The sequence below is a fragment of the Brevibacterium sanguinis genome (assembly GCF_003315415.1).
GTDB classification, from domain to species: Bacteria; Actinomycetota; Actinomycetes; order Actinomycetales; family Brevibacteriaceae; genus Brevibacterium; species Brevibacterium celere_A.
In genome coordinates this window covers 122,549-137,284 of the sequence record NZ_QNSB01000003.1, presented here as the reverse complement: position 1 = coordinate 137,284, position 14,736 = coordinate 122,549, and the positions used below count along the sequence as shown (strand labels likewise).

Sequence of the window (14,736 nt, the reverse complement as noted above, 5' to 3'; positions counted from 1 at the left end):
CGGGTTGGTGTCGACCAACTACTGCCAACCTATCGGACAATGCCGCCTGATCGGTCCCGGCACGCGCACTTCCTCGGCGGCGAGAGCCTGAACTCCGGGTGAACGCCTCCGGCGGCTCGCCTGCCGAATCGTCGCCGGCCTCCTCGCGACTGCCGGCACCACCTCGTCACGGCGCCGAGGGCGGCGCAGATCCGCCGGCGCTCGCGGCTCACCTGCCGAAACGGCGCTGGCGCAGCCCGTAGGCGCGCACGGCGCGGAGGAAGTCGGTGCGCCGGAAGTCCGGCCAGTAGGCTTCGCAGAAGTAGAACTCGGAGTACGCGCTCTGCCACATGAGGAAACCGGACAGACGCTGCTCCCCGGAGGAGCGGATGATGAGGTCGGGGTCGGGCTGGCCCTTCGTGTAGAGATGCTCGCCGATCTGCTGCGGCGAGAGCTCGGAGATGATCGTCTCGAGGTCGGCGCCCTCGGCGGCGCGGGTGCGCAGCAGCGACTTCACGGCGTTGACGATCTCCTGCCGTCCCCCGTAGCCGACGGCGACATTCACCCGCATTCCGCTCTCACCCGTCGACGCCGCCGCCTCCAGTCGCGCCCGGAGATCGGCCGGCAGCACGTCGAGGTCGCCGACCAGCTGCACCCGCACTCCGTCGAGCTCGGCGATCTTCTCGACCATGTCGGAGATGATCTCGATGAGGACCTCGACCTCCTCGGGCGACCGGGCGAGGTTCTCCTTGGACAGGACGTAGAGGGTGACGATCTCGACATCGACCTCGTGGCACCAGCCCAGGAACTCGACGATCTTCTCCGCCCCTGCCCGATGGCCGTCGGCGGTGGTCGCGCCGAACTCCTTCGCCCACCTCCGGTTGCCGTCGGTGATGACGCCGACGTGACGGGGCACGGGAACCGAGCCGTCGAGCTCGCGCAGGAGCCGCCTCTCGTAGAGACGGTAGAGCAGGCTCACCGGTCGCGCCACACTGTCCTCTTTCGCTTCGCACTGTCCCATCGGTGAGCGGACCGGGCAGGATGCCGCCGCCTCGGGCTCACCGGACTCCTCCAAGGTTACTCTCTCGACCACGGTCGACACGGCTGCGACTCCCCGGCCTCGAAGAGCCTGCCCAGCCCGGACACCGATCCGCAGAACCCGGGCTGTGACCCTCCTCACCTGGGATGGGTCGGTCACCATGGGCACACGGCGCAGTCAATGAGTTGCCAGCCGCGCCGGGTAACGTGGAGTCATGAACGCACCTGCTGAACAGACCTCGCCCGGGACGACGGGGACCGGGGTTCGCGCCGAGGGCCGAGCGCGAGCCGCGCGCCGTCGCTCGGCCCTGCGTCTGGAGCTGAGCAAGCTCGCCGGCCAGGTCAAGCCGAGGCTGCGCGGCTGGTTCCATGCCGGTGCCTTCCCGCTGGCGATGTTCGGCGGACTGGCCCTGGTCATCATCTCCCCGACGATCGGCTCCCGCATCGCCGCTGCGGTCTTCGCCGTCACCGGGATGCTGCTCTTCGGCACCTCGGCCGTCTACCATCGCGGGCGCTGGCGCAGCCGAGCCCGGCTCATCCTCCGCCGCCTCGACCACGCGAACATCTTCCTCATCACCGCCGGGACCTACACACCCTTGGCGGTCCTCATGCTCGAGAGGGACCAGGCGATCCTCCTGCTCTCGGTGCTCTGGGGTGCCGCGGCGCTGGGGGTGGCGTTCCGCACGATCTTCATCACCGCGCCGAGGTGGCTCTTCGTCCCCGTCTATGTGGGCTTCGGCGTCGCCGGCGTCGGCTACATCCCCCAGATGTGGGCGTCGATCCCGGCCGTCGGGATGCTCATCGTCGCCGGCGGCATCTGCTACATCGCCGGGGCGGTGATCTACGGGATCAAGAAGCCGAACCCGTCGCCGACGTGGCTCGGCTTCCACGAGATCTTCCACATCCTCACGATCTGCGGCTACGGCTGCCACCTCGCCGCGCTGCTCGTCGCGGCCGCCGCCGCCTACTGAGTGTCAGCGGTCCTGCGCACCGGCTCCGGGACCCTCGCCGCCCGTGCCCCGGTCGTCGGCTTCCGCTGAGCTTGGACCGCTGTCCCGGGTCCGCGGCACATCCGTTCCACCGTCCGGGGTCTGCCGCGCATCCGAGGCGCGACCCGGCGCAGCCGTCGTCTCGTCCTCGGGCGCCTTCGCACCGGAGAGCTTCGACTGGTTGGGCACCGCGTGCTTGCGCAGCGGAATCGGATAGGCGTCGCTGGCCGCCGAGCGCGCTCGCACCCGCCGGACCCGCTTGAGCGCGTCCCGGATGAGGAAGATGACGAGGATGACGATGAAGAGCGTGACGAGGAACCCGATCGTGCCGGGCGTGACGAGATCGGGATCGGGTGCGCCCGTCGGAGCCGGTGTCTGTGCGAGGATCATGCGCGCTCCCCCGCCATCGACTCGTCGCGGGCCTCCGAGGGAGGAAGCATGCCCTCGGTGGGGACCATCCGGCCGTCGTCGAAGGTCACCGAGGCGAAGAGGTCGGTCTCCTGGAAGTCGACGCCCGGGGCCAGCGGTTCGCGGCCGGTGTTGTCGACGGCGATCTCGAACTCCTCGGTGGGCCAGTACGTCCGGGCCGCCTTCCGCGAGGCCGAGAAGAACCCGCCGTTGGGGTCGATCTGCGTCGCGTGGGACAGCAGTGCCCGGTCCCTGGCGGGGAAGAAGTCCGCGCAGTCGATCCGGGTGCTCAGCCAGTTGGTGCGCTCGGCGTCGCGCTTGCGGAAATCGTCGAGGTGCTCGGCGAACGGCGATTCGAGTCCGGCCTCGGTCATCTTCTCGTGGATCGTGATCCACTTGCGCGCCGACAGGTCCTGGTTGAAGTAGACCTTCTGCACCTGCCAGGGCTCGCCGAGTTCGGGGTGCGCGGCGGAATCCGCCGCGGCGGCCACCGCCGCCATCGTCACGTCGTGGTTCTTGATGTGATCCGGGTGCGGGTATCCGCCCAGTTCGTCGTACGTCGTCACGACCTGCGGACGGAAGCTGCGGATGATGTGGACCAGGGGGAGCATCGCGATCTCGTCGGGAACCCGGTAGAAGCACCCGGGCGGCGTCTGGGTGTCGAAGTCGCCGTCGGGCAGACCCGAGTCGACGTGGCCGACCCACACGTGCTCGGCACCGAGCGCCGCGGCCGCGGCGGCCATCTCCTCGCGCCGCAGACCGGCGATGTCCCGTGACGCCTTCGGACTCTGCAGCAGCGCCGGGTTGAGGATGTCGCCGGCCTCGCCGCCGGTCATGGTGGCGATGAGCACACGGGCACCCAGGGAGGCATACTTCGCCGTCGTCGCCGCACCCTTCGAGGATTCGTCGTCGGGGTGTGCATGGACCGCGAGGAGGCGCAGCCCATGGTACGGAAGCGAAGTCATTGAATGTCCCTTTCGATTCGGTCCGGTCACGATCCGTCCTCGACGCGGGAATGCCCGCGGAACACGGATCGACTACTCTAGGTTAGTGCGCGACGTTCACAGATGAGGAATCCGATGACAGAGGCAACGGTGGAGAGACCACTGCATGAGAACCGATACGGGCGGACCCGCGAACCCAAGCGCCGCCTGAGCCCCCGCGCGATGGTTCTCGCCGGAATCGTCCTCGTCGCCGTGGTCGTCGTCATCGCCTTCGCGGCATTCCGTCCGCAGAGCACCCCATCCACTCCCCGGACCCTCAGCTATTCCGTCGTCGACTCTTCCTCAACACTCGTGACCGTGGCGATATTTCCCGATCGGGAGCGTGACGTGCACTGCACTGTGCAGGCGACGAACGACTTCGAGGCGGTCGTCGGCTTCACCGAGGTGACGGTGCCGGCCGATCCCGACGCGGATCCGAACACTCCGAAGGCCCTCGAGGTGGACCTCTCCACGACGCAGCTCGCCTCCTCCGGCCACGTCGACACCTGCTGGTTCGAGTAGCCTGGCGGCTCGCCGGGGGCCGCAGGCTTCGGCGGTGAAGCGCTCCCGGCGCACGGTCTGCCGGATGCGGACAGCGTTTCCGACAGCGGTCGTGCGGACCGTGGCACGCGCCTCGGCGGCTGTGCGCGCACACCGTCCGTGAAGTGACGTGCGTCATTGTCTTTGCGAGCGAATGGGCTAAACTGTAGTTTCATTCACCATCCGGGCGTGCCCCAACGCCCGGATTTTCGTTGTCTGACGCGTTGAGTCAGCGCACCGGACCGATCAAGGAGAAGTCATGACTGAGGACGTCGCCCAGGAGACCACATGGTTGACCCAGGAGGCCTTCGATCGCCTGTCGAAGGAACTCGAATACCTCTCCGGGCCGGGCCGAGCGGAGATCGCCGAGAAGATCGAAGCCGCCCGCGACGAGGGTGACTTGAAGGAGAACGGCGGCTACCACGCTGCCCGCGAGGAGCAGGGCAAGCAGGAGGCTCGCATCCGTCAGCTCGAGCAGCTGCTGCGGTCGGCGAAGGTCGGGTCGAGCGAGAGCGACGGCAAGACTGTCTCCCCGGGAACCGTCGTCACCGCCAAGGTCGCGGGGAACGAGATGCGCTTCCTCCTCGGCAGCCGTGAGATCGCCGGTGATTCCGACATCGACGTCTTCTCCGAGAAGTCCCCGCTCGGTGCCGCCGTGCTGGGTGTGTCCGTGGGAGAGAAGACGAGCTACGAAGCGCCCAACGGCAAGGAGATCAGCGTCGAGGTCGTCAAGATCGAACCCTTCGCGGCCTGATCTCGTCTGCCCCGAGGCGTCGGCCACGGAGGGCCTCCCGCTGCCGCTGACTCCGGCACTGGGAGGCCGATGACCGGATCCGGGCGAGGAGAGACACGACGAGGGCGGGTGCCGCGGCACCCGCCCTCGTCATATCCGTCCATCGGTCGAGGCCGCCGTGGGCTCAGCCTCGACGAGAATCCTTCTCGACGCGGACCTCACCGGTGCCGTCCATTCCGCCCGCCCCGGGAGCCGGGACCTCCGGGCTGTCGTCGGCCTGAGGATCGGCCGATTCGGAGGGGCTCTCGGAGGCCTCGGCCTCGTTCGCCGCCGTCTCCGGGTCGTCGGGATCGAATCCCGGCCGAGGACCGTTCGAGCGCACGATGTGGCCGACCACCGTGTTGAGCACGGCGATGAGCGGAACGGCGAACAGGGCACCGACGATCCCGAACAGGAAGGCACCCGCAGCGACTCCGAGCACGACGGCCAGCGGGTGCACCGAGACCGCCTTGCCCATGATGAACGGCTGGAGGACCTGGCTCTCGATCTGCTGCACGGCGATGACGATGATCAGCATGATGATCGCGCTGGCGAAGCCGTTGGACACGAGGGCGACGAGCACCGCGATGACTCCCGAGGCGATCGCACCGACGACGGGGATGAACGAGGACAGGAACACGAGCACCGTCAGAGGGACGACGAGCGGCACCCCGAGGATCGCGGCGCCGATTCCGATGCCGATCGCATCGATGCCGGCGACGAGGATCTGGGAGCGCACGTACTGCACGAGGGTCCTCCATCCGCGCAGGGCCGCGCCTTCTGCCGTCCTCTGGGCGGGGATGGGCAGGAGATTGATCATCCACTTGAAGATCTTCTTCCCGTCGTAGAGGAAGAAGAAGGTCGTGAACAGGCACAGCACGGCGCCGGTGAGGAAGGAGCCGACCGACGACGTCGCCCTCCACGCCCCGCCGAGGAGCTGACTGCTGTTGGTCTGCAGCCAGCTCGTCGCGGTCGTGATCATCTCGTCGATGTAGGCCGACACCGTCGAGGAGTCGATCCCGAAGGGGTTGTTCGCCAACCAGGCGCTGATCGCGGAGAAGCCGGTGATGACCTGGGACACGAGTTCGGGCATCCCGGAGTAGATCTGCTGACCGACGAGGATGAGCAGCCCCACGACGACGACGATGAACCCGACGAAGCTGGCTGCGGCGGCCAGCGCCTGCGGCGCTCCCCTCCGCGCCAGCCACCCGGTCAGCGGTGCCAGCAGTGCCGCCAGCAGCAGGGCGATGAGGGCGGGCAGCAGGACGTCGGAGACCTGGGACAGCAGCCACAGGGCGACGCCGATGCCGACGAGCACGACGATCGAGCGCCATGACCAGGCCGCCGCGGTCTTGAGTCCCGGCGAGACATAGGGCTCGGCCTCGGCCTCGGCACGGATCCGGGCGATCTCCTCGGCGGTCAGGTGCAGATCGCCGTACCGGTCGGTCTGCGCAGGCGTCCTGGCCTGGTCCCTCCTCAGCCGGAACGTGTCCCACGCTCCCCGAAATCTGTTCGCGGCAGGCTTCTTCTCGTTCTCAGACATGTCTCAACAATAGTTGTTCCCTGCCGGCTGCAGTGCAATGATGTCGGGGAAAGGGGAGATTCTTATGGGGAAGCGAACGCTCTACGCCCTCGCCACCATGACCGGGACGGCCGTGGGTGTCGGTGCCTCGGCCGTGGGACTCCTCCGCCATCAGGCGAGCTCACTGCGCCGGGCCTTCGACGACGATGTCGACCGGCACTACGACGCGATCGCCGAGACCGTCGCCCCGCCGCAGGGCGGGACCGGGAACGACTCGGCGGCGGTCGCGATCCTCGGTGATTCGTGGCTGTGCGGCCTCGAGGTCTCCGACCCCACCCGCACTCCCTCCCTCCTCATCGCCCGGGGGCTCGCACGGATGCTCTCGACGACGGTGCGGGTGCAGTCCGCGGCGCGACCGTCGGCCCTGTCCGAGGATCTGCCCGCCCAGGTCGACGAGATCCTCGGCTCCGCCCTGCTCGCGCGCGCACCGGGGAGGCAGGGCGAGTCGCACCGGTTCGCCATCGTCTCGATCGGCACCGGTGACATCATCCACCCCATCCACGGCACCATCGGGATCCCGGTGCTCAACCAGGCGATCAACCGCCTGCAGCGCGAGGGCCGGTACACGGTGTTCGTCCTCGTCTGCCCCAACCTCGGCGGACTGCCGGGCCTGCGCGATCCGCTGCGAACGTCCCTGCGACGCACCTCCCGGGTCCTCGCGGGTTCGCAATGGCTGGCGGCACTGGCCGCGCACGCCGTGCCGCTGACGGCGACGCAGTCCCTGAGCGGAACGACGAAGGCATCTCTGCTCAACGGATCCGGACGGTTCCCGAGCTCGCTCGGGTACGCACAGCTCTCGAGCACCGTCCTCGCCGCGATCGCCGAGCGCATCGACGCCCCAGTCCTCGTCGATCGCACCCTCGACATCCCCGAGTACGCCGACGCGGCCGAGCAGACCGACCCCGACGACACCCCAACCGAGGCCACCGCACCCGAGGACGCCGGCGCCCCCGAGAACCCCGGTGGTCCCGGCAGCGACGCTTGCGCTGCCGGCACCGACCCCGCGACCACCGACGAGCGGGTGACCGGATGATCCCCGTCGTCCTCGCCTCCCAGTCCCCCGCCCGTCGTCAGATCCTCACCGCCTCGGGGATCGATCCCGTCATCGTCGTCTCCCACGTCGACGAAGCGGCCATCGAGGCGTCCTTCGCCGGCGATGTCCCGGAGCTGACCTGCGCATTGTCCGAGGCGAAGGCGCGGGCGGTCATCGAGTCCCTCCGAACCCGGACGCCGCCGCAGCTCCTCGCCGAGGCGGACGCCGCCGGCCCCGGGGCGGACGGCGCCCGCACCGTCGTCCTCATCGCCGGTGATTCGCTGCTCGAACTCGACGGCCGGCCGGTCGGCAAGCCAGGCACCGCCGAGCGCACCCGCGAGGTGTGGACGGCCATGGCAGGTCGGTGGGCCACTCTCCACACCGGCCACACCGTTGCCGTTCTCGACGTCGACCCCGGTCGGCGCACGTGCGAGGTCCGCGACCTGCGCTCGGCGCGCTCGTCCACCGGGGTGCTCATGGGTCGCCCGAGCGAGGCCGAGCTCGAGGCCTACATCGCCACCGAGGAGCCCTTCGGGGTCGCGGGCGCGCTGACCATCGACGGGTTCGGAGGCGCGTTCGTCGACCGGCTCGACGGCGACCATCTCACCGTCCTCGGCCTCAGCCTGCCCCTGGTCCGACGGCTCGTCACCGACATGGGCCTGTTCTGGCCGGACCTGTGGTCGTCGCGCCGATAGCGCATCCACCCCGATCACGGCGACACGCCCGACCCCACTGAAGACATCGACCCCGGTTTTTATCGCCTGCCTACAATCCCTTGGTGCCCGTCCCTAAATTGATCGGAGATCATACAAAAGGAGCACCATGACCGCAGTTCTCCCCGACCTGTTCCACACCCGCGTACCGACGGCCCCCGTCCACCGCGTCCTCATCGCCAACCGCGGCGAGATCGCGCTGCGGGTCATCCGCGCCGCCCACGACCTGGGCATCAAGGCCGTCGCCGTCTACACGCGAGCGGACTCGGACGCCGATTTCGTACAGCTGGCCGACGACGCCTGGCTGCTCGACGGCACGGGCGCCGGGGAGACCTACCTCGACATCGACAAGATCCTCGGCCTGGCCCGCCGCTCCGGCGCCGACGCCGTCCATCCCGGCTACGGCTACCTGGCCGAGAACGCCCGGTTCGCCCAGGCGGTCATCGACGCGGGACTGACCTGGATCGGTCCGCCCCCGTCCGCGATCGAGCTCCTCGGTGACAAGTCCGGGGCCCGTGAGGTCGCCGAGGCGGTCTCCGCCCCCGTCGCCCCCGGCTCGGCAGGAGCCGTGGCGGATCTGGCCGAGGCCGCCGAGGTGGCCGAGCGCATCGGCTATCCAGTCGTCATCAAGGCCGTCCACGGCGGCGGCGGACGCGGCTTCCGGGCCTGCGCCGAAGCCGGCGAGCTCGAGGCCGCCTTCACCGCGGCAACCCGGGAGGCCCAGGCCGCGTTCGGCCGCGGGGAATGCCTCATCGAGAAGCAGATCGTGCGCCCGCGGCACATCGAGACCCAGTGCCTCGCCGATTCCCACGGCAGCGTCCGCGTCCTCTCCACCCGCGACTGCACGCTCCAGCGCCGGAACCAGAAGATCGTCGAGGAGGCTCCGGCCCCGTACCTCTCCGCCGAGCAGGAGCGCATCGTCAGCGAGGCCTCGGCCCGGGTCCTCGCCCACGTCGGCTACGTCGGGGCGGCCACGTGCGAGTTCCTCCTCGGCACCGACGGCACGATCATCTTCATGGAGGCCAATGCGCGGATCCAGGTCGAGCACACGGTGACCGAGGAGGTCACCGGCGTCGACCTCGTGGCCTGGCAGCTGCGCATCGCCTCCGGCGAACGCCTGCCCGAGAGCTTCCCCGAGGTCCGCGGCCACTCCATCCAGTTCCGCATCAACGCCGAGGATCCGACGACCTTCTTCCCCGCCACCGGCACCGTGAAGAACCACCGGGCCCCCTCCGGTCCGGGAGTCCGCCTCGATTCGGGAATCGGTGAGGGCAGCGCCGTCGGCACCGACTTCGACCCGATGCTCGCGAAGCTCATCGTCACCGGCGCCGATCGCGAGCAGGCGCTGGCCCGGGCCAAGCGCGCCCTCGACGAGTACCGCATCGAGGGCGTCTCGACCCTCCTCCCCCTCCACCGCGTCCTCGTCGCCGAGGACGCGTTCGCCAAGGACTTCGAGGTCTGGACCAACTGGCTCGAGACCGCATTCGTCAATCCGCTCGCCACCCCACACCCAGGAGATCACATGAGCACGAGCGTCGACAGCTTCACCGTCGTGGTCGAGGTCGACGGGCGACGGATGACCGTGTCCGTGCCCAAGGACGTCGTCTCCGACCTCGGACATGTGCCCAGCCCGAGCGTGCCCAGGCGCAAGCGCAGCCTGCGCCGCAAGGGCGCCCGCGTCGCCGACGACTCGGCCTCGCTCAACGCCCCGATGCAGGGCACCATCGTCTCCGTCGCCGTCGCCCCCGGTGACAGCGTCGAAGCCGGGGACACCCTGGCCGTCATCGAGGCGATGAAGATGGAGCAGCCCCTCAAGGCCGGTCATGCCGGCACCGTCGCCGAGGTGCTCGTGGAGGCAGGCTCGTCGGTCAAGGCCGGTGAGCCCCTGGTCCGCTTCTCCGCCTGAGCGCACGTCCGAGCGCTCAGGTGTGAGCGCCTGTGATCGAGTGCTCGCCGGCGGCGTGCGGTCGGCATCCTGGCGCGGGGCGAACTGCCGGTCGGCAGGGACGCGAGTCTCCCACGCCGTGCCGCGCCGTCGGGTGGATGCTAGTCTCACTGGTGTGAACCCTGCCACGACTCTCGACGACCTCGCCGAGCGACTGCCCGCCGGCGCACTCATCACCGATCCGATCAAGCTCGAGGCCTATCGCCGCGATCGTGCCGAGGACCCCGATGCCGGCACCCCGCTGGCCGTCGTCCGCGCCACCTGCACCGCCGACGTCCAGGAAGTGCTGCGCTTCGCCTCGGCGACCCGCACCCCCGTCGTCCCCCGCGGAGCCGGGACGAGCCTCTCGGGCGGCTCCACCGCCGTCGACGGGGCGATCACCCTGTCCCTCGAGCAGATGCGCGAGATCACCGTCGATCCCGTGACCAGGATCGCGACCGCCCAGCCGGGCGCGTTCAACGCCGAGGTCAAGGACGCCGCCGCCGTCCACGGACTCTGGTACCCGCCCGATCCCGCCTCCTACACGTTCTGCTCCATCGGCGGGAACATCGCGACCAATGCCGGAGGGCTGTGCTGCGTCAAGTACGGCGTCACCGTCGACTACGTCATGGGCATGGAGGTCGTCCTCGCCGACGGTCGCGCCGTCCGCCTCGGCGGTCCCCGGATCAAGGACGTCGCGGGACTGCCCCTGACGAAGCTCTTCGTCGGCAGCGAGGGCACCCTGGGCATCATCACCGAGGTCACCCTCCGCCTCATCCCCGCCCAGCGGCGGCCGCAGACTCTCGTCGCGACCTTCCCCACGCTCGGCGCGGCGACCGCCGCGGTCCTCGCGATCACCTCGTCGATGCGTCCGTCCATGCTCGAGTTCATGGACGCGCCGACGATCAACGCCGTCGAGGACGAGACGAGGATGGGTCTCGACCGGACCGCCGCGGCGATGCTCATCGTCCAGTCCGACGAGCCCGTCGAACACGCCGGCGTGGAGATCGCCGAGGTCACCCGCCTGTGCGAGGAGGCCGGAGCGACCGAGGTGTTCTCCACCGACGACCCTGACGACGGGGAGGCATTCGTCGCCGCCCGCCGGCTGGCGATCCCCGCCGTGGAGAAGAAGGGCACGATCCTCCTCGAGGACGTCGGCGTCCCGATCCCCGCGCTCGGCGACCTCGTCGAGGGCATCGCCGCGATCTCGGACCGCCACGATGTCATCGTCGCCGTCCTCGCCCACGCCGGCGACGGGAACACCCACCCGCTCGTCGTCTTCGACCCCACTGACGACGCTCAGCGCGACCGGGCGCACACCGCCTACGGGGAGATCATGGACCTCGCCGTCGGCCTCGGCGGCACCATCACCGGAGAGCACGGGGTCGGACGGCTCAAGCGCCCCTGGCTCGACGGCTACCTCGGCGATGACGTCATGGAGCTCAACCACCGGGTCAAGGACGCGTTCGACCCCCACGGCATCCTCAACCCCGGAGCCATGCTGCTCTCGGCCGAGCAGCGCGAGACCGCCCTCACCCGTCGAGGTCGATGAAGGCGGATTCCGCGTCGTTGCCCGGGCACTTCCGAGCACGGGCGGCCTCCGCCGCGGCACCGGCCTCGTCGCCGTGCTCGCGGAGCATGATCCCCCGCGCGATGTGGAACGGACGGTGGCCCTCGAGCGGCAGGGCGTCGAGGGCGCGCAGGCCGGCCCGCGGGCCGTCGCATCGGAAGATCGCGACCGCCTCGGCGAGGCGGACCATCGGGGTCGGCTCCAGCCGGGTGAGCATCGCGTAGAGCACCCGGATCTGCCTCCAGTCGGTGTCCGCGAAGCTCGCGGCCTCCGCGTGCAGGGCGGCGATCGCCGCCTGGATCGTGTAGCTGGCGGCCTCCGGCTCCCCGGCCGCACGGGTGACGAGGGACAGCCCTTCGACGATGAGGGCCGACACCCAGCGGCTCCGCTCCTGCCGGGACAGCGGCACCGGCAGCCCCGCGGAGTCGCTGCGGGCAGGCTGCCTGGCCTCGGTGAGCAGGAACAGGGCGAGCAGTCCCCTCACCTCGGTCGACTCCGGAAGCAGCCGAGCGAGCACGCGAGTCAGGCGGATCGCCTCGGCGGTCAGCTCCGGACGCACATGGGCCATCCCGGTCGTCGCCACGTATCCCTGCGTGAAGATGAGGTAGAGCGCCCGCAGCACTGCCGGGAGCCGGTCGGCCACCTCCTTGTCGGTGGGCCGGCGGAAGGGGATCCCGGTGACGCGGATGCGCCTCTTCGCCCGCACGAGACGCTGCTGCATCGTCGTCGTGTCGACGAGGAACCCGGCAGCGACCTCGGCGGTGGACAGTCCGCCGAGGCAGCGGAGGATGAGCGCCACGTGCTCGCCCGTCCTCAGTGTCGGATGAGAGCAGGTGAAGAACAGGGTCAGCCGCTCGTCGGGGATGTCCGCAGCTCCGAGGGAATCGACGATGTCCTCGGAATGGTCACGGGCCGCTCCCGTCCCGATCTCATCCTCGATCCGCAGCGCCGCCAATCGCCTGGCCCGTGCGGCATCGCCGCGGACGATGTCGAGAGCACGGTTCTTCGCGACTGTGAGCAGCCAGGCTGCGGGCCTGTCCGGGATCCCTGTCCGCGGCCAGGTTTCCATGGCCCGGACCATCGCGTCGGCGAGCACGTCCTCGGCGAGGTCGAGATCGTGGAAGCGTCGGGCGAGCACCGCCAGCAGCCGCGACCGGTCCTCGGCCCCGAGGCGGGCGAGGACGGACGCGACGGCCGCGGTGGGCTCGTCCCGGTCTGCGCTCATCGGCTCAGTCCGTCAGCGGCTCGGCAATCGGCGACTCAGTAGTCGGCGACGGGTCGGATCTCGATGTGTCCGAACCGCGCTCCCGGGCTCCTCTTCGCCCAGGCGATCGCCTCATCGATGTCGGGGACCTCGATGACGTAGCTTCCGCCGACGAAGTCGCCGGTCTCGGCGAAGGGCCCGGAGGTCACGAGCAGCTCTCCGGATTCCGCGTCCGCGTTCACCCTCACCGCAGTCTCGGGTCCTTCGAGGGCGAAGCCGCCGACGACGACTCCCGCCTCGGTGATCTCCTGGTCGAACTTCATGAACTCGGCCGGATCCGGGCCGGACCGGTCACCGCATTCGGCGTCCTGGTGGTCGCCCATGAGTAGCAGCACATACTTCATCAGTCTCCCCTTTCGAAGGAGTTCTCAGGTCGGGCGGAAGTGCCCGACACTCAACTGACGGGTGAGACCTGTCGACATCGACACGGTCGGCGAAGAATCTCCTCTCGATGTCCTCTCGAGGTGACGGCAGAGCGTCCCCGCCGTTCCCCCGAGGTCAGGGTGGAGGTCCTCACAGGTGCCGGTGGAGCTTCCTCGCCGCTTCCGTCAGGGAGCCGCTGACGGATGGGTAGACGACGAATGAGGCCGAGAGCTGATCCACGGTGAGGCGGTTCTCGACAGCCATCGTGATCGGGAGAATGAGCTCGCTGGCCCGCGGGCCGACGACGACGCCGCCGAGGATCGAGCCCGAGCCGCGGCGCGCGAAGATCTTGACGAAGCCGTCCCTGATTCCGAGCATCTTGGCCCGCGGGTTGGTGTCCAGGGGCAGCATGACGGTGTCGATGTCGGTGGGGTTGTCCCGGTAGTCGCTCTGCGTGAAGCCGACCGTGGCGATCTCCGGTGCGGTGAACACGTTCGAGGCGACATTGCGCAGCTTGAGCGGCTGCACCGCGTCGCCGAGGGCATGTGACATCGCGATGCGGCCCTGCATCGCCGCGACCGATGCCAGGGGCAGCACGCCGGTGCAGTCGCCGGCCGCGTAGATCCCCGGTCGCGAGGTCCGCGAGACGCCGTCGACGACGATGTGGCCGGACTCCCCGACCCGGACCCCGGCGGCCTCGAGTCCGAGCTCGGCCGTGTTGGGGATCGAGCCGACGGCCATGAGGCAGTGCGAGCCCTCGACGCGGCGTCCGTCGGCCAGGGTGACGAGGACGCCGGTGTCGGTGCGCTCCACCGTCTGCGCCCGGGATCGGGAGAGGACGTTCATACCCTTGTTGCGGAAGACGAACTCGAGCACGTCCGCGGCATCCTCGTCCTGGCCCGGCAGGACCTTGTCCCGGGAGGACACGAGGGTGACCTTGGCCCCGAGTGCCCGGTACGCCGAGGCGAACTCGGCGCCGGTGACGCCCGAGCCGACGACGATGAGGTGGTCGGGCAGCTCCTCGAGGTCGTAGAGCTGGGTCCAGCTGAGGATGCGCTCACCGTCGGGCTGCGCGGAAGGCAGCTCGCGCGGGTGGGCGCCGACGGCCAGCAGGATGGTCGAGGCCTGCAGCTCGTATCGGGTGCCTCCCTCCTCGACCACGGAGACCCGGTCCCGCTCGGCGAGCGTCGCCCGCCCCTTGATGACCTTGACGCCGGCCCTGACGAGCGCTTCGTAGACGTGCGTCGCCTGGGCGTCGGCGAGCTTCATGATCCTCGAGTTGACGGCCTTGAGGTCGGCGCTCACCGTCCCGCCCTCCGCCGGCTCCGACTCCCAGCCGGCGATGCGGATGCCCAGGGCGTGCGAGCCCGAGATCTCATCCATCATCTCTGCGGTCGCGATGAGGGACTTCGAGGGGACGACATCGGTGACGACGGCCGCACCCCCGCACCGGTTGGCTTCGATGAGCATGACGTCGGCACCGAGCTGGGCGGCGACGAGGGCGGCCTCATAGCCGCCCGGTCCCCCACCGATGATGACAACACGATCTGCGGCGGATTCGAATTCAGTGGTGTTCAC

14 protein-coding genes are annotated in these 14,736 nt (G+C 69.6%); 7 read left to right on the top strand and 7 right to left on the bottom strand.

The genetic code is table 11. The features are described 5' to 3' along the window. Positions 1-208: 208 nt before the first annotated feature. Positions 209-970, bottom strand: a complete 762-nt coding sequence (locus tag DFO65_RS04940; RefSeq protein ID WP_281268748.1) for an isoprenyl transferase — start codon at positions 968-970, stop codon at positions 209-211. Positions 971-1,232: 262 nt separating this feature from the next. On the opposite strand from DFO65_RS04940, the gene trhA reads away from it, so the two are divergent. Then, a complete protein-coding gene (trhA, locus tag DFO65_RS04935; RefSeq protein ID WP_113903312.1) occupies positions 1,233-1,988 on the top strand; it encodes a PAQR family membrane homeostasis protein TrhA in 756 nt (251 codons plus the stop codon). Between the two features lie 3 nt (positions 1,989-1,991). Here trhA and DFO65_RS17265 read toward each other — a convergent pair whose 3' ends face one another. Continuing rightward, positions 1,992-2,396: a hypothetical protein gene (locus DFO65_RS17265; protein WP_245940487.1), complete on the bottom strand. Its 405-nt coding sequence runs from the start codon at positions 2,394-2,396 to the stop codon at positions 1,992-1,994. Beyond that, complete coding sequence (mca, locus tag DFO65_RS04925; RefSeq protein WP_113903311.1) at positions 2,393-3,379, bottom strand: mycothiol conjugate amidase Mca; 987 nt, start codon at positions 3,377-3,379, stop codon at positions 2,393-2,395. Before mca ends, DFO65_RS17265 begins: the two co-directional genes overlap by 4 nt. Positions 3,380-3,493: 114 nt before the next feature. Between mca and DFO65_RS04920 the strand changes: the two genes are divergently transcribed. Together DFO65_RS04920 and greA are read left to right on the top strand one after the other, a co-directional pair. Further along, positions 3,494-3,919, top strand: coding sequence for a DUF4307 domain-containing protein (locus DFO65_RS04920; protein WP_181778627.1), 426 nt, complete (start codon positions 3,494-3,496; stop codon positions 3,917-3,919). A gap of 277 nt (positions 3,920-4,196) precedes the next feature. After that, positions 4,197-4,691, top strand: a complete 495-nt coding sequence (gene greA, locus DFO65_RS04915) for a transcription elongation factor GreA (RefSeq protein WP_113903309.1) — start codon at positions 4,197-4,199, stop codon at positions 4,689-4,691. Between the two features lie 163 nt (positions 4,692-4,854). Here greA and DFO65_RS04910 read toward each other — a convergent pair whose 3' ends face one another. Further along, entirely contained in the window at positions 4,855-6,252 is a 1,398-nt protein-coding gene (locus DFO65_RS04910) for an AI-2E family transporter (protein ID WP_113903308.1), read from the bottom strand. Positions 6,253-6,316: 64 nt separating this feature from the next. Here DFO65_RS04910 and DFO65_RS04905 point away from each other — a divergent pair, with 64 nt between their 5' ends. The 4 genes from DFO65_RS04905 (at position 6,317) to DFO65_RS04890 (ending at position 11,513) form a co-directional block, all read left to right on the top strand. Further along, positions 6,317-7,324 carry an SGNH/GDSL hydrolase family protein gene (locus tag DFO65_RS04905; RefSeq protein ID WP_245940486.1) on the top strand — a complete coding sequence of 336 codons (1,008 nt, stop codon included), beginning with the start codon at positions 6,317-6,319 and terminating at the stop codon, positions 7,322-7,324. Beyond that, on the top strand, positions 7,321-8,019 hold the full coding sequence (locus DFO65_RS04900) for a Maf family protein (protein ID WP_113903307.1): 699 nt from the start codon (positions 7,321-7,323) through the stop codon (positions 8,017-8,019). Before DFO65_RS04905 ends, DFO65_RS04900 begins: the two co-directional genes overlap by 4 nt. Before the next feature lie 127 nt (positions 8,020-8,146). Next, positions 8,147-9,943 (top strand): acetyl/propionyl/methylcrotonyl-CoA carboxylase subunit alpha, encoded by a 1,797-nt coding sequence (locus DFO65_RS04895; protein ID WP_113903306.1) that lies wholly within the window; start codon positions 8,147-8,149, stop codon positions 9,941-9,943. Positions 9,944-10,097: 154 nt separating this feature from the next. Next, complete coding sequence (locus DFO65_RS04890; RefSeq protein WP_245940485.1) at positions 10,098-11,513, top strand: FAD-binding oxidoreductase; 1,416 nt, start codon at positions 10,098-10,100, stop codon at positions 11,511-11,513. On the opposite strand, the gene DFO65_RS04885 is transcribed toward DFO65_RS04890, so the two are convergent. The 3 genes from DFO65_RS04885 to DFO65_RS04875 form a co-directional block, all read right to left on the bottom strand. After that, a complete protein-coding gene (locus DFO65_RS04885; RefSeq protein WP_113903304.1) occupies positions 11,494-12,756 on the bottom strand; it encodes an RNA polymerase sigma factor in 1,263 nt (420 codons plus the stop codon). The two genes, DFO65_RS04890 and DFO65_RS04885, sit on opposite strands and share 20 nt — an antisense overlap. A gap of 35 nt (positions 12,757-12,791) precedes the next feature. Then, positions 12,792-13,139 (bottom strand): YciI family protein, encoded by a 348-nt coding sequence (locus DFO65_RS04880; protein WP_113903303.1) that lies wholly within the window; start codon positions 13,137-13,139, stop codon positions 12,792-12,794. Between the two features lie 169 nt (positions 13,140-13,308). After that, positions 13,309-14,736 (bottom strand): NAD(P)H-quinone dehydrogenase, encoded by a 1,428-nt coding sequence (locus tag DFO65_RS04875; RefSeq protein WP_113903302.1) that lies wholly within the window; start codon positions 14,734-14,736, stop codon positions 13,309-13,311.